16 protein-coding genes and 1 tRNA gene are annotated in these 19473 nt (G+C 70.4%); 1 reads left to right on the forward strand and 16 read right to left on the reverse strand.

The window, feature by feature from the left end; genetic code table 11:
- Window positions 1–36: 36 nt before the first annotated feature.
- From glyA to IF54_RS0119470, 15 genes are all read right to left on the reverse strand, one after another.
- On the reverse strand, window positions 37–1278 hold the full coding sequence (gene glyA / locus IF54_RS0119400; RefSeq protein ID WP_030320307.1) for a serine hydroxymethyltransferase: 1242 nt from the start codon (window positions 1276–1278) through the stop codon (window positions 37–39).
- Between the two features lie 204 nt (window positions 1279–1482).
- The gene (locus tag IF54_RS0119405) at window positions 1483–2154 is read right to left on the reverse strand and encodes a low molecular weight phosphatase family protein (RefSeq protein WP_020136570.1); all 672 of its coding nucleotides are present in this window, start codon (window positions 2152–2154) and stop codon (window positions 1483–1485) included.
- On the reverse strand, window positions 2151–2798 hold the full coding sequence (locus tag IF54_RS0119410; RefSeq protein WP_020122776.1) for an L-threonylcarbamoyladenylate synthase: 648 nt from the start codon (window positions 2796–2798) through the stop codon (window positions 2151–2153). Before IF54_RS0119410 ends, IF54_RS0119405 begins: the two co-directional genes overlap by 4 nt.
- A 52-nt stretch (window positions 2799–2850) precedes the next feature.
- Window positions 2851–3696, reverse strand: a complete 846-nt coding sequence (gene prmC, locus IF54_RS0119415; RefSeq protein ID WP_030320309.1) for a peptide chain release factor N(5)-glutamine methyltransferase — start codon at window positions 3694–3696, stop codon at window positions 2851–2853.
- Window positions 3697–3868: 172 nt separating this feature from the next.
- Window positions 3869–4945, reverse strand: a complete 1077-nt coding sequence (gene prfA / locus IF54_RS0119420; protein WP_030320311.1) for a peptide chain release factor 1 — start codon at window positions 4943–4945, stop codon at window positions 3869–3871.
- Window positions 4946–5047: 102 nt separating this feature from the next.
- Complete coding sequence (rpmE, locus tag IF54_RS0119425; RefSeq protein WP_020136574.1) at window positions 5048–5266, reverse strand: 50S ribosomal protein L31; 219 nt, start codon at window positions 5264–5266, stop codon at window positions 5048–5050.
- Window positions 5267–5417: 151 nt separating this feature from the next.
- Complete coding sequence (locus tag IF54_RS0119430) at window positions 5418–6524, reverse strand: LCP family protein (RefSeq protein ID WP_030320314.1); 1107 nt, start codon at window positions 6522–6524, stop codon at window positions 5418–5420.
- 207 nt (window positions 6525–6731) lie between these two features.
- A complete protein-coding gene (locus tag IF54_RS0119435; RefSeq protein ID WP_030320316.1) occupies window positions 6732–8540 on the reverse strand; it encodes a trypsin-like serine protease in 1809 nt (602 codons plus the stop codon).
- Window positions 8541–8682: 142 nt separating this feature from the next.
- Window positions 8683–10719: a transcription termination factor Rho gene (gene rho, locus IF54_RS0119440; RefSeq protein ID WP_030320318.1), complete on the reverse strand. Its 2037-nt coding sequence runs from the start codon at window positions 10717–10719 to the stop codon at window positions 8683–8685.
- Window positions 10720–11130: 411 nt separating this feature from the next.
- Entirely contained in the window at window positions 11131–12060 is a 930-nt protein-coding gene (gene thrB / locus IF54_RS0119445) for a homoserine kinase (RefSeq protein WP_030320320.1), read from the reverse strand.
- A 259-nt stretch (window positions 12061–12319) separates the two neighbouring features.
- Window positions 12320–13378, reverse strand: coding sequence for a threonine synthase (thrC, locus tag IF54_RS42210; RefSeq protein WP_030320322.1), 1059 nt, complete (start codon window positions 13376–13378; stop codon window positions 12320–12322).
- Window positions 13379–13384: 6 nt separating this feature from the next.
- Window positions 13385–14677 carry a homoserine dehydrogenase gene (locus IF54_RS42215; protein WP_030320324.1) on the reverse strand — a complete coding sequence of 431 codons (1293 nt, stop codon included), beginning with the start codon at window positions 14675–14677 and terminating at the stop codon, window positions 13385–13387.
- A gap of 144 nt (window positions 14678–14821) precedes the next feature.
- On the reverse strand, window positions 14822–16213 hold the full coding sequence (gene lysA / locus IF54_RS0119460; protein ID WP_030320327.1) for a diaminopimelate decarboxylase: 1392 nt from the start codon (window positions 16211–16213) through the stop codon (window positions 14822–14824).
- A 12-nt stretch (window positions 16214–16225) separates the two neighbouring features.
- Complete coding sequence (gene nrtL, locus IF54_RS0119465; protein ID WP_030320329.1) at window positions 16226–17410, reverse strand: ArgS-related anticodon-binding protein NrtL; 1185 nt, start codon at window positions 17408–17410, stop codon at window positions 16226–16228.
- Window positions 17411–17588: 178 nt separating this feature from the next.
- Window positions 17589–18029 carry a response regulator gene (locus IF54_RS0119470; protein ID WP_030320337.1) on the reverse strand — a complete coding sequence of 147 codons (441 nt, stop codon included), beginning with the start codon at window positions 18027–18029 and terminating at the stop codon, window positions 17589–17591.
- A 184-nt stretch (window positions 18030–18213) separates the two neighbouring features.
- Here IF54_RS0119470 and IF54_RS0119475 point away from each other — a divergent pair.
- Window positions 18214–18285: transfer RNA gene (locus IF54_RS0119475), tRNA-Arg, on the forward strand.
- A 218-nt stretch (window positions 18286–18503) separates the two neighbouring features.
- On the opposite strand, the gene IF54_RS0119480 is transcribed toward IF54_RS0119475, so the two are convergent.
- Window positions 18504–19358: a nuclease-related domain-containing protein gene (locus IF54_RS0119480; RefSeq protein WP_030320339.1), complete on the reverse strand. Its 855-nt coding sequence runs from the start codon at window positions 19356–19358 to the stop codon at window positions 18504–18506.
- Between the last annotated feature and the right edge of the window lie 115 nt (window positions 19359–19473).

A 19473-nucleotide genomic window follows, 5' to 3' on the forward strand; every position in this document is an offset into this window, starting at 1 on the left:
ACGTGTGGCTGTGCACGCAGGTGCGAATACCCCCGCTCAGCCGGGATACGGCGGAAATCCGTCGACCAGGTCCCGGACTTCTTCACGTGCGCGGGCGCTCTCGGCCGTCCCCCGCACCACCCCCGCGAGCAGGGCGGCGATCCTCGTCATCTCCTTCTCGGCCATGCCCTGAGTGGTGACGGCGGCGGTGCCCAGTCGCAGTCCGCGGCTGTCGGCGTGAGGTAGCGCACAGCAGTCGAGCACCATGCCCGCGGCCGCGAGCCGTCCCCGGGCGGTGCGTCCGTCGACGCCGAGGGGCGCCGGATCGGCCGTCACCAGGTGGGTGTCGGTGCCGCCCGTGGTGACGACGCATCCCTCCTCCGCGAGCGCGGCAGCCAACACCCGTGCGTTGGCGACTACTTGACGGGTGTACGCGGCGAACTCCAGGGTCGCCGCCTCGCCGAACGCGACCGCCTTCGCGGCGATGGTGTGCATCTGCGCGCCGCCCTGCGTGAACGGGAAGACGGCCCGGTCGACCCGCTCGGCCAGCTCGCTCCCGCACAGGATCATCCCGCCGCGGGGGCCGCGCAGCACCTTGTGGGTGGTGGCGCAGACGATGTCGGCGTACGGCACCGGACTGGGCGCCGCTCCCCCGGCGACGAGTCCGATGGGGTGGGCGGCGTCGGCGATGAGATAGGCACCCACCTCGTCGGCGACCTCGCGGAAGAAGGCGTAGTCGATGTGGCGGGGGTAGGCGATGGAGCCGCAGACGATCGCCTTGGGCCGGTGGGTGCGCGCGAGGGTGCGCACCTGGTCGTGGTCGATGATCCCGGTCTCGGCATCGACGCCGTAGGGGACGAAGTCGAACCAGCGGCCCGAGAAGTTGGCGGGCGAGCCGTGGGTGAGGTGGCCGCCGTAGGGCAGGCCGAGGGCGAGGACGGTGTCGCCGGGGCGCAGCAGGGCCGCGTAGGCGGCGAGGACGGCCGAGGAGCCGGAGTGGGCCTGCACGTTGGCGTGCTCGGCGCCGAACAGGGACTTCGCCCGCTCCACCGCGAGCCGCTCGGCGACATCGACGATCTCGCAGCCGCCGTGGTGACGGGCGCCGGGGTAGCCCTCGGCGTACTTGTTCGCGAGGGGCGAGCCGAGTGCGGCCAGCACCGCGGGCGAGCAGAAGTTCTCGGCCGCGATCAGCTGGAGCGTCGATGCCTGCCGGTCGAGCTCCCCGAGCAGGATCTCGGCCAGCTCGGGGTCCTGCCGCGCGAGGACGTCGGCGGTGTGGGGCGCATGCGTGACCGACATGGTGGACTCCGGGGCGTCGACGATGACGTACACCCAATGTAGGCCGGAGGCAGGTGAGAAGCTCGGTCGTTGGTACACCCGGGTGCGCACATCGCCCTGAAGGGGCGCGGGGCTGTGTCCCGGTGCGGCTCCGCCGCGTCGGCGCGACCAGCCACGACCTGCCCGCAGTCGCACGACGGCAGGTCGTGGCAGTTCAGACGGCGCTCAAGCCCTCGCCGGCACCCCCGTCAGCGCTGTCACCACGGGGTCCAGCGCCTCGTTTATCTCGTCGCCGATGGAGCGGAAGAAGGTCAGGGGGGCGCCGTACGGGTCGAAGACCTCGTCGGCCTCGGCGGTGGGGGCCAGGAGCCACCCGCGTAGAGCGGCCGCCGCGCGGACCAGGGCCCGTGCGCGGACGACCAGGCCGTCCTCCAGGGGCGGCAGGGTGGCCGGGTCGATCGCCTTCACCAGGCGGGTGAACTCCTTCAGGGTGAAGGTGCGCAGCCCCGCCGAGTGGCCCATCGAGATGACCTGCTGGCGGTGGTCGCGGGTGGCGGTGAGGACCAGGTCGGCCATGATGACGTGCTCGTCGAGGAGTTCACGCCCGGTGAAGCCGGAGGCGTCCGCGCCGAAGTCGGCGAGCACCGCCTCCGCGTTGGCCTCCATGGGCGCGCCCTCGTGCCCCCAGGTCCCCGCGCTCTCCACGACGAGCCCGCCCCACAGCGGGTCCCCGAGCCGGTCCGCCAGGGCATGCCGGGTCAGCCGCTCGGTGATCGGCGAGCGGCACACGTTGCCGGTGCTGACGTGGAGGATGCGGAAGCTGTCCCGCGGGAGCCCCGTGAAGGTCCGCGTCTCTTCCCCGTCCCATATGCCACGCCCCGCGTCAGGGGCCGTCAATTCGCCACCTCGAGGTCGGGTACGACCTTCCTGAGCTCTTCCGCGGAGATCGCGCCCGCGCGCAGCAGCAGGGGCACCTCGCGGGTGACGTCGACGATGGAGGAGGGGACGTTGCCGGGGGTGGGGCCGCCGTCGAGGTAGACGGAGACCGAGTCGCCGAGCATGTCCTGCGCGGCGTCACAGGTCTCCGGCGAGGGGTGGCCGGTCAGGTTGGCGGAGGAGACCGCCATGGGGCCGACCTCGGTCAGCAGCTCGATGGCGACGGGGTGCAGCGGCATCCGGACGGCCACCGTGCCCCGCGTGTCGCCCAGGTCCCACTGGAGGGACGGCTGGTGCTTGGCGACGAGGGTGAGCGCGCCCGGCCAGAAGGCGTCGACCAGTTCCCAGGCCAGCTCGGAGAAGTCGGTGACGAGGCCGTGGAGGGTGTTCGGGGAGCCGATCAGCACGGGGGTGGGCATGTTGCGGCCCCGGCCCTTGGCCTCCAGCAGGTCGTGGACGGCCTCCGAGGAGAACGCGTCGGCTCCGATGCCGTACACCGTGTCGGTCGGGAGGACCACGAGCTCGCCACGGCGGACGGCGGACGCGGCTTCGCGCAGACCGGTCGTGCGGTCGGTCGCGTCGTTGGTGTCGTATCGCCGTGCCATGTCTAGCGGGCCTCCTCGTACACGTACTGCTCTGAAGTCTTCGGGAAGTGGCTCACGGCATCGCCTTGCGGGCCGTCGCGAACCGGGGGCGGTTGTTGAGGTCGGGGTGGTCGGCCGCGTCGGCCCAGCCCCGCTCCTCGGTGAAGATCCACGGCACCTGGCCGCCCTGGGTGTCGGCGTGCTCGATCACGACGACACCGCCGGGGCGCAGGAGCCGGTGCGCGGTGCGTTCCAGACCGCGGATGAGGTCGAGGCCGTCCTCGCCGGAGAACAGGGCGAGTTCGGGGTCGTAGTCCCGCGCCTCGGGAGCGACGTACTCCCATTCGGTGAGCGGGATGTAGGGCGGGTTGGAGATGACCAGGTCGACATGGCCGTCGAGGTCGGGGAAGGCGTCCAGGGCATTCCCCTGGCGCAGGTCGACCCGGGACCCCTCGACGTTCTTACGGGTCCACCTGAGGGCTTCCTCGGACAGCTCCACGGCGTGCACGCGGGAGCGCGGGACCTCCTGGGCGAGCGCGAGCGCGATGGCGCCGGAGCCGGTGCACAGGTCGACGATGCACGGCTCGACGACGTCCATCGCGCGGACGGCGTCTATGGCCCAGCCGACCACGGACTCGGTCTCGGGCCGGGGCACGAACACGCCTGGGCCCACCTGGAGTTCGAGGTAGCGGAAGTAGGCGAGGCCGGTGATGTGCTGGAGCGGCTCGCGCTGCTCACGGCGCGCGATGGTCTCCCAGTAGCGGGCGTCGAAGTCCGCGTCCTTGACGGAGTGCAGCGCGCCCCGCTTCACGCCGTGCACGAACGCGGCGAGCTCCTCCGCGTCGTTGCGCGGCGAGGGCACGCCGGCGTCGGCGAGCCGCTGGGTGGCCTGGGCCACCTCTGCGAGCAGCAGGTTCACGCAAGTCCTCCGTGTCGTACTCGGTCGTGCGCAGGTGTGTCGCCGTGGGTCGCCACCGCGCTCGGGGCCGGCCACGGCTGATTGTCTCAGCCTCCCCGGCCTCGCGGCCCGGCCGACCGGGGAACGGACGTCCTTCCGGTCGGGCCGTGGGACACGCCCGGTGGGACACCCCTTACGCGGCCGCCAGCTTCGCCGCCGAGTCCGCGTCGACGCAGGCCTGGATCACCGCGTCGAGGTCGCCGTCCAGGACCTGGTCCAGGTTGTACGACTTGAAGCCGACACGGTGGTCGGAGATGCGGTTCTCCGGGAAGTTGTACGTGCGGATCTTCTCGGAGCGGTCGACGGTGCGGACCTGGCTGCGCCGGGCGTCGGCGGCATTGCGCTCCGCCTCCTCCTGCGCCGCCGCGAGCAGCCTGGAGCGCAGGATACGCAAGGCCTGCTCCTTGTTCTGCAACTGGCTCTTCTCGTTCTGGCAGGAGGCGACCACTCCGGTGGGGATGTGCGTGATGCGCACGGCGGAGTCGGTGGTGTTGACGGACTGCCCGCCGGGCCCGGAGGAGCGGTAGACGTCGATACGGAGGTCGTTGGGGTTGATCTCGACGTCGACCTCCTCGGCCTCGGGGGTCACGAGGACACCGGCCGCGGAGGTGTGGATGCGGCCCTGCGACTCGGTCGCCGGGACACGCTGGACGCGGTGCACGCCGCCCTCGTACTTGAGGCGGGCCCACACGCCCTGGCCGGGCTCGGTCGCGCCCTGGCCGCCCTTGGTCTTCACGGCGACCTGGACGTCCTTGTAGCCGCCCAGCTCGGACTCGGTGGAGTCGATGATCTCGGTCTTCCAGCCGACGCGCTCGGCGTAGCGCAGGTACATGCGCAGCAGGTCGCCCGCGAACAGCGCGGACTCGTCGCCGCCGGCGCCGGCCTTGATCTCCAGGATGACGTCCTTGTCGTCGGACGGGTCCCGGGGCACGAGGAGCAGCCGCAGCTTCTCGGTCAGCTCCTCGCGGGTGCGCTCCAGCTCCTTGACCTCGGCCGCGAAGTCGGGGTCGTCGGCGGCGAGTTCCTTCGCCGTGTCGATGTCGTCGCCGGTCTGCTTCCAGGAGCGGTACGTGGCGACGATCGGGGTGAGCTCGGCGTAGCGCTTGTTCAGCTTGCGCGCGTTGGCCTGGTCGGAGTGGACCGACGGATCGGCGAGCTTCTTCTCCAGCTCGGCGTGCTCACCGAGGAGTTCCTCGACGGCCTCGAACATCTCTTGCTCCTGTACTGCGGACGAAGGGGGTGGGCGGGCGACCAAAAACGCCGGTCCCGGCGCACTCCGAGGAGTGCGGCGTGGACCGGCGCTGGTGGCTCGCTACTTCTTGGCAGCAGCCTTGCCGAAGCGGGCCTCGAAGCGGGCCACACGGCCACCGGTGTCGAGGATCTTCTGCTTGCCCGTGTAGAACGGGTGGCACTCGGAGCAGACCTCGGCACGGATGGTGCCGCTGGTGATCGTGCTACGGGTGGTGAACGACGCGCCACAGGTGCAGCTGACCTGCGTCTCGACGTACTCGGGGTGGGTGTCGCGCTTCAAGGTGTCTCCTAGTTTCGGGAGGGCGCCGGGTCGCCACCGCGGGATGCGGGAGCGTGAACCGGGGCCGACGTACCAGTCTGCCAGCACTGGCCGCATCCCCCAAAACGAGGGGTCACGGCGATCTATTCCCAGCGCTCCCGCCAGCGGTGTCCTACGACGTGACGACGCCCTTGGCCTGGCCCGTCGCCGTGCCCTCGGTGGCCGACTTCGGGACCGCCCGGTCGTTCTCCAGGGCCGTCCAGATCTGCTTCGCCTTGGCCTGCTGCACGAGCACGCGGTTCGGGTTGGCCGGGTCGTACTGGACCGGCATGGTGACCATGGTCATGTCCGCCGGGCTGATGCCCTTGAGGCCGCTCGCGAAGGAGACCAGGGAGTTGACCGAGCCGAGGTGGGAGTCGGTGGTGACGGCCTTGGTGGCGGTGTCGGCGAGGTCGTACAGCTTCTTGGGGTTGCTCAGGACGCCGACGCTCTTGATCTGCTTGACCAGGGCCTTGATGAAGGCCTGCTGGAGCTGGATGCGGCCGAGGTCGGAGCCGTCGCCGACGCCGTGCCGGGTCCGGACCAGGCCGAGGGCCTGGGCGCCGGTGAGCTCGTGCATGCCGGCCTTGAGGTCGAGGTGGCTGTCGGGGTCCTTGATGGCCCTGGTCGTGGTGACGGTGACCCCGCCGAGTTCGTCGACCAGCTTCTCGAAGCCGCTGAAGTCGACTTCCAGGTAGTGGTCCATGCGGATGCCGGTCATGGACTCGACCGTCTTGACCGCGCAGACCGCGCCGCCGGTGGTGTAGGCGGAGTTGAACATGACGCCCTTGGCCGCGTCGTGCCGCTCGCCCTGGGTGTCGGTGCACTCGGGGCGGTCGATCAGGGTGTCGCGCGGTATGGAGACCACGGTGGCCTTCTTGTGGCCCTTGTAGACGTGCACGACCATCGCGGTGTCGGAGCGGGCGCTGCCGTCGTCGGTGCCGCCGCCGAGCTTCTTGTTGGAGCCGGAGCGCGTGTCCGAGCCGAGGACGAGGATGTTCTCGGAGCCGTTGTCGACCTTCGTGGGCCGGGCGCTGCCGAGGACCTGGTCGATGTCGACGCTCTTGATGTTGCCGTTGAGCTTGAAGTACAGGTAGCCGGCCCCGGTGCCGCCCAGCACGACGATCCCCGCGGCCACCCAGGCCGTGACGAGCAGGCCCTTGCGCCCCTTGCTGCGGGGTTTGCGGCGACGTCCCTTGCCGCCCGGATTCCCGGGTATCGGCGTGCTCTCGGCTGACATGTGCTCCTCGAATCTCGTCCGGTCGGTTACCCCCTGTTTTCAGGGTCAGACGTGGTCAGAAAAAGACCCGTACCGCACCATGGTCGCTCCGCCTGGTCAGACGGCGAAACTCGAGAAAGGGTTGCACAACGCCCTGTGACCACCACGTGCAGCGGCGGTCACAGGGCGTCACGAGAACCTCAGAGTGAGCCGTGCTCACCAGCGGTTTCAGCCAAAAATGTCGTACTGCTGGAAACCGGTACCAACGGTGACCCTTGTGGCAAAGATCTCGCTGGTGGCCTTGCCGGTGCCCTTGTACAGGTAGAGCGTGCCGCCGGCGGTGCGGGCGACGAGGTCGGCCCTGCCGTCGCCGGTGATGTCACCGACGGCGTCGAAGGCGTTGTAGCCGCTCCAGTTGCTGCGCACCTTCACACGGGCCGCGAAGACGCCGGTGCCGGACTTGCCGGTGCCCTTGTACAGGTAGATGTCGCCGGTGCTCTTGTTGCGGGCCAGCACGTCCGCCTTGCCGTCGCCGGTGAAGTCGCCGTGGCCCAGCAGCTGGTTGTACTGGCTCCAGCCGCCGCCGACCCTGACCCGGGCCGCGAAGCTGCCGTCGCCCTTGCCGGGGTAGATCCACAGGACGCCCGCGGAGTCGACGGAGAGCAGGTCGGCCTTGTAGTCGCCGGTGACGTCACCGGGGGTGACGATCCGGGTGCGGGTCCGCCAGTCGGTGAAGATCTTCTTCGGGGCGGCCCAGGAGCCGCCCGTGGACGACGGGACGAACCGCAGCCAGTAGATGTCACCGGTGGCGGAGACGCGGTACAGCAGGTCCTGGAAGCCGTCCCGGTTCAGGTCGGTCTGCCGGACCAGGTTGACGCCGTTCCAGTCGCCCCAGGACTGCGGGGCGGCGAGGGTGGTGCCCTTGGAGTCCAGCTCGTAGCCGACCTTGGTGGAGGACTTGCGCACCCACAGGTCGGCCTTGTGGTCGAAGTTCAGGTTGGTGTCGTCGATCCTCGGGTAGACCGCGCCGACGTACCTGCTGACCTTGGTGAAGACGCTGTAGGCGCCCTTGGCCACGCAGTCGGTCACGTTCCAGGAGACGACGCCGACGATCCGGCCGTTCACGACGAGCGGGCCGCCGGAGTCACCGCTACAGATCGCGGTCGTACCGGAGTCGCGGCCGCTGGCGGGCGAGCCCGCGCAGACCATGTGCCCCTTGATGAACCAGGAGCCGTAGGCCGCGGCGCAGGTCGTGTCCGACTTGATGGGCAGGGTGGCCGTCTTCAGCGTCTGGGAGACGTTGTCGTTGGTGGAGCTGGTACGGCCCCAGCCGTAGACCTTGGCGGTCTTGGCGCCGGTGGTGGCGGGGTCGTAGGAGGCGGTGTCGGTCGACGTCGTCATACGGATCGGCGTGGCCTTGACGGGGGCCGCCAGGGTCAGGACCGCGATGTCGTTGTCGATGGTGTCCTCGTTGTACGACGGGTGGTACCACTGCCGCAGCACGCCCGAGGCCGTGCCGCCGTGCAGGTCCCCGTCGTCGGAGAGCAGCTGGGTGGCCCCGGTGACCACGACACCGCCCTTCGCCCAGTTGGCGCCCTTGACGCAGTGCGCGGCGGTGAGGATCTTCGTCGGCGCGACGACGGCACCACCGCAGAAGAAGCCGGTGTCGTCGCTGGTGTCCGTGGTGCCCTGGTCGTCGACGTACCAGAGCTGGGCCATCCACGGCGCCGAGGAGATCGTGGTCGTGGAGCCGCCGATGATCATCGGCGAGACGGTGCCGTCGACGGCCGGGCTGCTCGCCGTCGACCTCGAGGGGCGGACGACCGCGCCGGAGCCGTCGTCGGCGGCCACGGCGGCGATGAGCCGCTTCTTCAGCTCGGCCTGCGAGGGCGTGGCGGAGACGGCCTTGACCGGCGGCTTCGGGGCGGGTGTGACGGTGGCGGCGTGCGCCGAGCCGGCCAGCAGCGTGGCGGCCACGGCGGCGGGCAGCGCGATCCACAGCCGTCGTCTGTGCCGGCGACCGGCACCTCCGGACATGGATATGCCCATGCAAGTCCCCCCTAGGGATCAGAAGTTCGGACATCGCTGATGCGGCCGAAGAGCGTGATCGTAACCTGCCAGGACACACCAAAAAGGGCCGCCCCCCGAAACCGGGGGGCGGCCCTTTCACGGACTCCGCTCAGTCACCGTTGCCGGGGGTGGGCGTCGTCTTCTGGATCTGCATCAGGAACTCGGCGTTCGACTTCGTCTGCTTCATCTTGTCGAGGAGCAGCTCCACCGCCTGCTGCTGGTCGAGGGCGTGCAGCACCCGGCGCAGCTTCCAGACGATGGCGAGCTCGTCGGGGGCGAGCAGGATCTCTTCCTTACGGGTACCGGACGCGTCCACGTCCACCGCGGGGAAGATCCGCTTGTCGGCGAGCTTGCGGTCGAGCTTGAGCTCGGCGTTGCCGGTGCCCTTGAACTCCTCGAAGATCACCTCGTCCATGCGGGACCCGGTGTCCACCAGCGCGGTGGCGAGGATGGTCAGCGAACCGCCGTCCTCGATGTTGCGGGCCGCACCGAAGAAGCGCTTCGGCGGGTACAGGGCGGTCGAGTCGACACCACCGGAGAGGATGCGGCCGGAGGCGGGCGCCGCGAGGTTGTACGCACGGCCCAGACGCGTGATCGAGTCGAGCAGCACGACCACGTCGTGGCCCAGCTCCACCAGGCGCTTGGCGCGTTCGATGGCGAGCTCGGCGACCGTGGTGTGGTCCTCGGCCGGACGGTCGAAGGTCGAGGAGATGACCTCGCCCTTGACCGACCGCTGCATGTCGGTGACCTCTTCCGGACGCTCGTCGACCAGGACGACCATCAGGTGGCACTCGGGGTTGTTGTGCGTGATCGCGTTGGCGATCGCCTGCATGATCATGGTCTTGCCGGTCTTCGGCGGGGCCACGATCAGACCGCGCTGGCCCTTGCCGATCGGCGACACGAGGTCGATGATCCGCGTGGTCAGCACGCCCGGGTCGGTCTCCAGGCGCAGGCGGTCCTGCGGGTACAGCGGGGTGAGCTTGTTGAACTCCGGGCGGCCGCGGCCGTGTTCGGGCGCCATGCCGTTGACGGAGTCCAGCCGCACCAGCGCGTTGAACTTCTCGCGCCGCTCGCCTTCCTTGGGCTGGCGGACCGCGCCGGTGATGTGGTCGCCCTTGCGCAGGCCGTTCTTGCGGACCTGGGCGAGGGAGACGTACACGTCGTTCGGCCCGGGCAGGTAGCCCGAGGTCCGGATGAAGGCGTAGTTGTCGAGGATGTCCAGGATGCCCGCGACCGGGATCAGGACGTCGTCCTCGTTGATCTGCGGCTCGCCCGCGCCACCGATCTCGTCGCGGCCACGACGGCCACGGCGGTCCCGGTAACGGCCCCGACGGCCGCGGCGGCCGCCCTCGAAGTCGTCCCCGTCCTCATCGGCCCGCGGGCCGTTGTCGCGCTGCTGACGGTCCTGGCGGTCCTGACGGCCGCCGCCCTGCTGCTGGTTCTGCTGCTGGCGCTGACCGCCGCCCTGGCCCTGCTGCTGGTCGTCGCCCTTGCGACGGTCACCGCGGTCCTGGCGGTCGCCCCGCTCGCCGCGGTCCCGGCCGCGGTCACGGCGGTCGCGGCGGCCACGGCCCTCGCCGTCGGCGTCGGCCTGCGGCTGGGCCTGGGCGGGCGTCTCGGCCTTGGGCTCGGTCTTCGCCTCGGCCACGATCGTCTCGGTGCCGCCCGCGGGGGCACCGGCCTCGGCGGTGGCGCGGCGGCGACGGCGCTCGGCGGGAGCGTCGTCGCTTCCGCGCTCGGCGGCCGGCTGGCCGGGGATCTCGATCTGCTGCTGGGCCACGGCCTTCTCGGCGGGGGCCTCGGCCTGCGCCTCCGCCTTCTTCTCGGCGGCCTCGCCGGTGCGGGCCTTGGAGGTGGCGCGGCGCTTCGGCTTGGCGTCGGCGGCGGTGTCGGCCTTGGCCGGGGCACCGCCTCCCGCCTGCGCCTCCTTGATGACCTCGATCAGCTGGCTCTTGCGCATACGCGCGGTGCCCCTGATGCCGAGGCCGGATGCGACCTGTTGCAGCTCGGCCAGCACCATGCCGTCGAGGCCGGTGCCGCGGCGCCGCCGGGAGCCGGCACCGCTGGCAGGCGCGGAGGCGTCCGTGTCGGGCGCGGCAGCGGTCTCCTCGACACGTGCGCCCATCAGATCGGTGGTGTCGCTCACGAAGGGTCCTTCCCTGGAGCGGACGTCGGCCTGTCTGGCTCGGCGACCGTTTGTGCTGTCCGACGTCGGTCCCATCCTTGTGGACCGAGCCGGGGCGGTGGTCCGCCTCAGCGGCGGAAAAATGTGGTGACGTCGGCGCTTCCGACAGCCGTGGCACTGAGTGTCCGTGTCATGCGGCTTGGTCGCACCGGTTCCGGAGCGTGCCCGGCAAGTCGCTCAGTGCTCGCGTACGAGGTACTGCCCATGTACGTCGTACGAAACACAGTGCGGCTTGGGAGGCTCCCGGAAGAATGTCTGTCCCGGACGGGGACGTGAAGCACCTCGCCATGGTGGGGTCGGGTGCAGACTTGAGATTAACACTACCGGATCCAACAAACATTCCCCCTCTCGAAATCCGGCACACGCCGGATCTCACATGTCACTGGCGGCCGCGAGCGGAAGCACGCTCGCCCCCTGGTCGTCCAGTTCGAGCCGGTTGGCGGCCCATCCCTCACCGGCCAGGTGGGCCACCTTGTCGGCGCTCTCCGCGTCGACCAGTGCGAGCACCGTCGGGCCCGCGCCCGAGATGACCGCCGGTACTCCGTCGGCCCGCAGCCGCTCCACCAGCGCGGCGCTCTCCGGCATGGCGGGCGCGCGGTACTCCTGGTGGAGACGGTCCTCGGTGGCCGGCAGCAGCAGCTCGGGGCGCCTGGTCAGGGCCTCGACGAGCAGCGCGGCACGGCCCGCGTTGGCGGCGGCGTCGACGTGCGGCACGGTGCGCGGGAGCAGTCCGCGCGCGGTCTCGGTCAGAACGGGCTTCCCGGGCACGAAAACCACCGGAACGATGGAATCGTGGGGCTCCAGCCTGATCGCCCGGGCGGCACCGGACTCCATCCAGGCGAGCGTGAAACCGCCGAGCAGACACGGGGCCACGTTGTCCGGGTGGCCCTCGATCTCGGTGGCGAGTTCCAGCAGCGCGGTGTCGTCGAGGCGGGCCTCGCCGCCTATGGTCACGGCACGCGCGGCGACGATCCCGGCGCAGATGGCGGCCGACGAGGAGCCGAGGCCCCGGCCGTGCGGGATGCGGTTGGCGCAGACGATCTCCAGGCCGCGCGGCTGGCCGCCCAGCAGGTCGAAGGCGGTGCGCAGGGAGCGTACGAGCAGGTGGCTCTCGTCCCGCGGGAGCGTCTCGCTGCCCTCCCCCGCGATGTCGATGTGCAGCCCGGAATCGGCCACCCGGACGACGATGTCGTCGTAGAGCCCCAGCGAGAGGCCCAGGGCGTCGAAGCCCGGACCGAGGTTGGCGCTGGTGGCGGGGACGCGCACCCGGACGGCGGCGGCGCGGAAGGCGGGACCGGCCATCTCTCGATGACACTCCTTGAGCTGCGTGATGGTCGAAAACGTTCGATGGGTATCCGGAGACCCTCAGGCCGCGCAGATGACGCGGCTGGCTGCCATGCGCGGAGGCATATGCAGCGGGCGGGTTCGGTACAGCCTATCGAAGGAAGGTTCTGTGGCGACATAGGGCGCACAGGAGGCGCACGATGCGTGTCGTAAGCCCCCTGTGCACCCCTTACCGGGATCTCCCGGTGGAGTCGCTGATTCCGGGTCGGATTCCGGGTCAGGCGAGCCCGAGGCGCTCGGCCGCCGTCGCCGCATCGACCGGCACGGTGACCGGCTGCGGGGCGCCCGCGACCGCCCAGTCGGGGTCCTTGAGGCCGTTGCCGGTGACGGTGCACACGATCTTCTGGCCCGGGTCGACCTTGCCCTGCTCGGCCGCCTTCAGCAGACCGGCCACCGACGCGGCCGAGGCCGGCTCCACGAAGACACCCTCCTGGGCGGCCAACAGCCGGTAGGCGCGCAGGATCTCGCGGTCCGTCACCTCGTCGATGAAGCCGCCGGACTCCTCCTGCGCGGCCAGCGCGAACTTCCAGGAGGCGGGGTTGCCGATACGGATCGCGGTGGCGATGGTCGAGGGGTCCTTGACGACCTCGCCGCGCACGATCGGGGCGCTGCCGGAGGCCTGGAAGCCCCACATCCGGGGGGTCTGCGCGGCGATGCCGTCGGCGGCGTACTCCTTGTAGCCCTTCCAGTACGCCGTGATGTTGCCGGCGTTGCCCACCGGAAGGACGTGGATGTCGGGCGCGTCGCCGAGCATGTCGACGATCTCGAAGGCGCCCGTCTTCTGGCCCTCGATGCGGACCGGGTTGACCGAATTGACCAGCGCCACCGGGTAGTTGTCGCTCAGCGAGCGGGCCAGGGTGAGGCAGTCGTCGAAGTTGCCGTCGACCTGGAGGATCTTCGCGCCGTGCACGAGGGCCTGGCCCATCTTGCCGAGCGCGATCTTGCCCCGCGGGACGAGCACCGCGCAGACCATGCCCGCGCGGACGGCGTAGGCGGCGGCGGACGCCGAGGTGTTGCCGGTGGAGGCGCAGATGACCGCCTTGGCGCCCTCCTCCTTGGCCCGCGTGATGGCCATGGTCATACCGCGGTCCTTGAAGGAACCGGTGGGGTTGGCGCCCTCCACCTTGAGGTGGACCTCGCACCCGGTGCGCTCGGAGAGCACCTGCGCGGGCACGAGGGGCGTGCCGCCCTCGCGGAGCGTCACGACCGGGGTGCTGTCGGAGACGGGCAGCCGGTCCCGGTACTCCTCGATGATTCCGCGCCACTGGTGGGTCATTGCTGGTTACTCTCCTTCAACCCGCATGATGCTGGCGACACCCCGCACGGTGTCGAGCTTGCGCAGCGCCTCGACGGTGCCGCCGAGGGCGGCGTCCGACGCGCGGTGCGTGACGACGACGAGGGACGCCTCGCCGTCCTTCCCCTGCTGCCGAACGGTATCGATGGACACCCCGTGCTCGGCGAACACGGTGGCCACCTGGGCGAGAACGCCCGGTTTGTCCGCCACGTCCAGGCTGATGTGGTAGCGCGTGACGACCTCGCCCATGCCCTCGACGGGCAGGGCGGCGTACGCGGACTCGCCCGGACCCGTCGTACCGCTGAGGCGGTTGCGGCAGACGGCCACGAGGTCGCCGAGGACGGCGGAGGCGGTGGGGGCGCCGCCCGCTCCGGGGCCGTAGAACATCAGCTGGCCGGAGGCGTCGGACTCGACGAACACGGCGTTGTAGGCGCCGCGGACGGAGGCGAGCGGGTGGGTGAGGGGGATCATCGCGGGGTGCACGCGCGCGGTGACGGACCGGCCGTCCTCGGCACGCTCGCAGATGGCGAGCAGCTTGATGGTGCAGCCCATGTTCTTCGCGGAGGCGAAGTCGGCGGCGGTGACCTCGGTCATGCCCTCGCGGTAGACGTCGTCGAGCCGCACGCGCGTGTGGAAGGCGATCCCGGCGAGGATGGCGGCCTTGGCGGCGGCGTCGAAGCCCTCGACGTCGGCGGTCGGGTCGGCTTCCGCGTACCCGAGGGCGGTGGCCTCGTCGAGGGCCTCCTGGTAGCCCGCCCCCGTGGAGTCCATCTTGTCGAGGATGAAGTTGGTCGTGCCGTTGACGATCCCCAGCACCCGGTTGACCTTGTCGCCGGCGAGCGACTCGCGCAGCGGACGGATCAGCGGGATGGCACCGGCGACGGCGGCCTCGTAGTAGAGGTCCTTGCCGTGCTGGTCGGCGGCAGCGTGGAGAGCGGCCCCGTCCTGGGCGAGGAGGGCCTTGTTGGCGGAGACGACCGACGCGCCGTGCTCGAAGGCAGTGGTGATGAGGGACCGGGCCGGCTCGATGCCCCCGATGACCTCGACCACGACGTCGATGTCGCCGCGTTTGACGAGGGCGGTGGCGTCGGTGGTGACGAGCTCCTGCGGGATGCCCTCGCGCACCTTGGAGGGCCGCCGTACCGCGACCCCCGCGAGCTCCACCGGAGCCCCGATCCGCGCGGCGAGGTCGTCAGCGTGCGTCGTCATGATGCGCGCCACCTCTGAGCCGACCACTCCACAGCCCAGCAGCGCCACTTTCAGCGGACGCGTACGCATCATCCGACCTCGTTTCCTCATACCGTCACGGTGGGACCAGTCTCACTCACCGGACGGGAGTTTCTGCCCCTCGTCCGGAATATGAGACATCTATTTCATTTGTACGGGGGTGGAAGACCGTAGATCTTCCTTTGCGCGTTCCTGCGCTCAGCCGACGTCGAGCCGCAGCAGGTCCTCCTCCGTCTCGCGGCGGACGATCACCCGGGACTCCCCGTCGTGGACGGCGACGACCGGCGGGCGCAGGACGTGGTTGTAGTTGCTGGCCATGGACCGGCAGTAGGCGCCCGTCGCGGGTACGGCGATGAGGTCACCCGGTGCCAGGTCGGCCGGGAGGAACGCGTCCTTCACCACGATGTCCCCGCTCTCGCAGTGCTTGCCGACGACCCGCGCGAGCATGGGCTCGGCGTCACTGGTCCGGGACACCAGGGCGACGGAGTACTCGGCGTCGTACAGCGCGGTGCGGATGTTGTCCGACATCCCGCCGTCGACGGAGACATAGGTGCGCAGCCCGTCGAGGGGCTTGATGGTGCCGACCTCGTAGAGCGTGAAGGCGGTGGGCCCGACGATGGCACGGCCGGGCTCGACGGAGATGCGCGGCGTGCGCAGCCGGGCGGCGTCGCACTCACGGCTGACGATCTCGGTGAGGGCCTTGGCGATCTCGTGCGGCTCGCGCGGGTCGTCGGCGGAGGTGTAGGCGATCCCGAGCCCGCCCCCGAGGTCGATCTCGGGCAGCTCGACGCCGTGCTCGTCACGGATGTCCTTGAGGAGGCCGACCACGCGGTGCGCGGCGACCTCGAAGCCGGACATGTCGAAGATCTGCGACCCGATGTGGGAGTGGATCCCGATGAGTTCGAGCCCGTCGAGCTTCAGCGCCCGCCGCACGGCCTCGGCGGCCTGTCCGCCGGCGAGCGGGATGCCGAACTTCTGGTCCTCGTGGGCGGTGGCGATGAACTCGTGGGTGTGCGCCTCGACGCCGACGGTGATCCGGATCTGCACGCGCTGCCGCTTGCCGAGGCTCTGGGCGATGTGCGCGACCCGGACGATCTCCTGGAAGGAGTCGAGGACGATCCGCCCGACGCCGCTCTCGACCGCCCTGGTGATCTCCTGCTCGGACTTGTTGTTGCCGTGGAAGGCGATGCGGTCGGCGGGCATGCCGGCGGAGAGCGCGGTGGCGAGTTCGCCGCCGGAGCAGACGTCGAGGTTGAGCCCCTCGTCGTGCAGCCAGCGCACGACGGCGCGGGAGAGGAACGCCTTGCCGGCGTAGAAGACGTCGGCGTCGTGTCCGAAGGCGGTACGCCACGCACGCGCGCGTGCCCGGAAGTCGGCCTCGTCGACGATGTAGGCGGGGGTGCCGTGCTCCTCGGCGAGGGTCTTCACGTCGACACCGCCGACGGTGACGACACCTTCGTTGTTCCGGCTGACCGTCTCGGCCCACACCTTGCGGTCGAGGGTGTTGAGGTCGGCGGGCGGGGCGGAGTAGTGCCCCTCGGGGAGGACGTCGGCGTGGCGGGGCCCGGCGGGGTGTGCGGAACGGCTCATCTTTGTCGTCTTTCAGAGGTGTTCGGGTGCGTCGATGCCGAGCAGGGACAGGCCGCCGGCCAGCACCGCCCCGACGGCTTCGGCGAGCGCGAGCCGGGCACGGTGGGCGGCCGAGGGTTTCTCCGCGCCGCGCGGAAGGACGGTGACGAGAAAGGGGAGCGCGGCATCGGCGACGGTGACGAGATGCCGGGCGAGGCGATCGGGGGCGTGGTGCGCGACGACGGCCTGGAGGGTGCGGGGGTGGGCGGCGAGGGTGTTGAGGAGGGCGGTTGGGGGGTGTGCGGCGGTTGGCGGTACGGCGGTGTCCGGTGCGGGGGTGTCCCGTGCGGGGGTGTTCCGTGCGGGGGTGTTCCGTGCGGAGGTGTCGAGGGCCGGTGATTCCAGGTGCCCGGGCTCGGCGTGGAAGCCCAGGTCGGCGGCGTTGCGGCTGAGGGCCCGGGTGCGGGCGTGGGCGTAGCGGACGCGGAAGAGGGGGTTGCTCTCGCGCTGGACCAGGTGGTCGGCGGTGATGCGGGGGCGGTCGTGGGCGGCCGGGTGGAGCAGGGCCCAGCGGGCGGCGTCACGGCCGAGGGAGGTGGGGTCGGGGGTGGCGGGGACGGGGCGCACGGTGACGAGGGGGGTGGGGGTGTTGGAGGTGCCGGGGGCGTTGAGGCGGACGGGGGCCTCTTGAGTGCCGTGGGCGTCGACGTGGGCGCCGAGGACCTGGGCCCACTCGGGCTCGGGACGGCTCGCGCAGCTGGTGCGGACGAGGGCGCCCTGGGAGCGCAGGACGCGGGCGAGGGCGTCCATGACGACGACGGCGCGGACCTCGTGAGGCGCGTGCAGCTGAACGAGCTGCCCGGTGGGCCGTTCGACGTGCCCGTACCGCTCCCCGGCCTGGAGGATCTCCCGGACGAGGGCGGCCTGGCTCCCATCCCCCTGAAGGCTGATGTTGAGGAAGCCGGGCCCGGTGACGACGACATCGCTGATGCCGTCGCTGTGGAGGAGACGCGTGCGCAGTATCTCGGCGACCCGAAGCGGCGGCTGCCCGGCGGGACCGGCGAGCTGAAGGGCGAGGTTGGTGGCGTAGTCACCACAGCCACCGGGTCCGGGGGGCGTCACCTTCACGCCGGCTGGCACGCCCACGTCCAGCTCCCCGTCGTCGACAGCACGACGCACCGCGCACAGCACGGTACGGGAGAGCTCGACGGGGGTCACGGGACCAGCGTATGGGAGGAGGGGGGTGGGTAGGCGAGCGAGATTGGGCGGGGTTCCGGCATGTGGACGGTGGGGGCACGGGTGGGCCGAGGACGTGGGGTACGGCGGGTGCCGTCGCTGGGGCCGGGGGCCGGGGAAACGGAACCCCGGGGTGCGGCGCGTGCCCTCGCGCTGGTTCTCAGCCGCCGTGATGACGGACGCGCTCGGCGTCCCCACCCCCGAGGACGGGCCCGACGAGAGAACCGCCGTCCCCCTGGTCGGTGCGCGCTTGCTCCGCGCCTTCCATCAACTGCCTGACCAGCCCGACGAGTTCGGCGGGCTCGAAGGGCTTGGCGAGGAAGGCGTCGACGCCGACATCGAGGCCGCTGTCGACCTCGTGCTGGGTACAGGCGCTGACGATGGCGAGGGGAAGATGGGCGGTCCGGGGGTCGGATCGCAGCTGGGCGGCGGTCCGCAGACCGTCCAGTCGAGGCATGACCACATCGAGGGTCACGACATCGGGCTGCACCTGGTGAACGACATCCAGACACTCGACGCCATCGGCCGCGGTCACGACCTCGAGACCCTCCAGCTCGAGATTGACCCTGATCAACTGCCGGATGACCTTGTTGTCGTCCACAACAAGCACCCGACCCGACGCGCCTGGCACAACTCGAGAGTAGGTGCGGACCGGCCACCGCGTCCGGCTTTTCCCCACTTCCACCCACCGGAGCCCGACCTCCCGGGAAACCCGTTCCTGATCACCCCGACGAAGCTGGTAGTGTTCTACCCGTCGCCGCGAGCCACCACCTCGCACCCGACACGCCCCCGTAGCTCAGGGGATAGAGCAACGGCCTCCGGAGCCGTGTGCGCAGGTTCGAATCCTGCCGGGGGCACCTTGATTAGGTGCCCAAAGACCCCGTCACCAGCGGAAACGCTGAGGCCGGGGTCTTCGCGTATGTGCAGGCGTGTGCGGCCCGAAGCGGCTCTATGTCGAGGTCTGTGGACGAGGCGTGGACGGGATCTTGGAGCATCGCCGCAGGTGAGCCCCCCGAATAGCGGAAGGCGCCTACAACGCTAGCCGACACCGGCCGCAGGCGAGTCAGTACTCGACTCAGGCCCGCCGCCACGCCTGTCGATGCCGAGCCACGCTGTAGACCTGCTCGACCTGATCGGGCTTCAGCACGCCGGAGAGCGGCGCGAGAGCCGACACCTGGCGCTCTTGGTACACCCGCACGCTCAGCTGCGTGGCGACCACCTTCAGATCGGTGACCCCGACGAAGACGAGGACCGGCTCGACGGGCACGGGGAACGGACAGTAGGTCTCAAGGACCTTGGCGACGCGGCGGGCCTCCGCCCGGCTCTTGCGAGCGTAGGGCGCCGGCTTGCCATGGTCGACCTTCACCGAGTCGTCGCCGACCCATACGGCTCTCCCCTGGTGGTGCTTGGTGTTGATGCTGAATACTCCGCCGGGCCCGATGAGCAGGTGATCGAGATCTACGTCGTTGGCCAGAGGTATGGAGTGCAGGACATGCCAGCCGTGGCGTTTCAAGCGGTCGAGTTCGGCTCCGACTCGCTTCTCCCCCGCCAGCCCCTTGCGCCAGGAGTCCCATTCCGTAGGACGCCTCAGAAATAGAGACACGAGTCGCTGCCAGGTACTCGGGCCGGAAGTGTCGAACAGATCCTGTAGGGACTTACCAGGGCGACTGACGGACAGGTCGTCGGCCGGAGTCAGGGGCGGCAGCTCGGGCGTTGACTCAGCCTCATCCTTCACGACGGTCGGCGCAGGACGAGGCGCAACCTGTAATCGGCGGGTGAGCGCAGCCATTACGTCGTCGCGGTACTCAACTCGCAAGACCGTTAGGTCTCCGGTTTTGACGTCAGCCCAGCCAACAGGGGTTCCGTCGGGAAGATTCGCATACCAGCGATCGTGCCCGTATCGCCTCCACCGCGTGATCCTCAGCTCCATGTGGTCCCCTTCCTCGTTAGCGCCACCGCCCTCATGGCAGCAGTAAGGAAGGGGCGATCACAAGACAGCAAGGCAGGCCACGGCGGAGCGCCGCGATCCCGGAATTGCCACCAGA

The organism is Streptomyces sp. NRRL B-3229 (genome assembly GCF_000719505.1).
GTDB lineage: Bacteria > Actinomycetota > Actinomycetes > Streptomycetales > Streptomycetaceae > Streptomyces > Streptomyces griseorubiginosus.

Coding starts and splice junctions, on each gene's coding strand:
- glyA (WP_030320307.1), bottom strand. CDS start 1,278: ATGTCGGTCACGCATGCGCCCCACACCGCCGACGTCCTCGCGCGGCAG.
- IF54_RS0119410 (WP_020122776.1), bottom strand. CDS start 2,798: ATGGCACGGCGATACGACACCAACGACGCGACCGACCGCACGACCGGT.
- prfA (WP_030320311.1), bottom strand. CDS start 4,945: ATGTTCGAGGCCGTCGAGGAACTCCTCGGTGAGCACGCCGAGCTGGAG.
- IF54_RS0119430 (WP_030320314.1), bottom strand. CDS start 6,524: ATGTCAGCCGAGAGCACGCCGATACCCGGGAATCCGGGCGGCAAGGGA.
- IF54_RS0119435 (WP_030320316.1), bottom strand. CDS start 8,540: ATGTCCGGAGGTGCCGGTCGCCGGCACAGACGACGGCTGTGGATCGCG.
- thrB (WP_030320320.1), bottom strand. CDS start 12,060: ATGGCCGGTCCCGCCTTCCGCGCCGCCGCCGTCCGGGTGCGCGTCCCC.
- thrC (WP_030320322.1), bottom strand. CDS start 13,378: ATGACCCACCAGTGGCGCGGAATCATCGAGGAGTACCGGGACCGGCTG.
- IF54_RS42215 (WP_030320324.1), bottom strand. CDS start 14,677: ATGATGCGTACGCGTCCGCTGAAAGTGGCGCTGCTGGGCTGTGGAGTG.
- lysA (WP_030320327.1), bottom strand. CDS start 16,213: ATGAGCCGTTCCGCACACCCCGCCGGGCCCCGCCACGCCGACGTCCTC.
- IF54_RS0119480 (WP_030320339.1), bottom strand. CDS start 19,358: ATGGAGCTGAGGATCACGCGGTGGAGGCGATACGGGCACGATCGCTGG.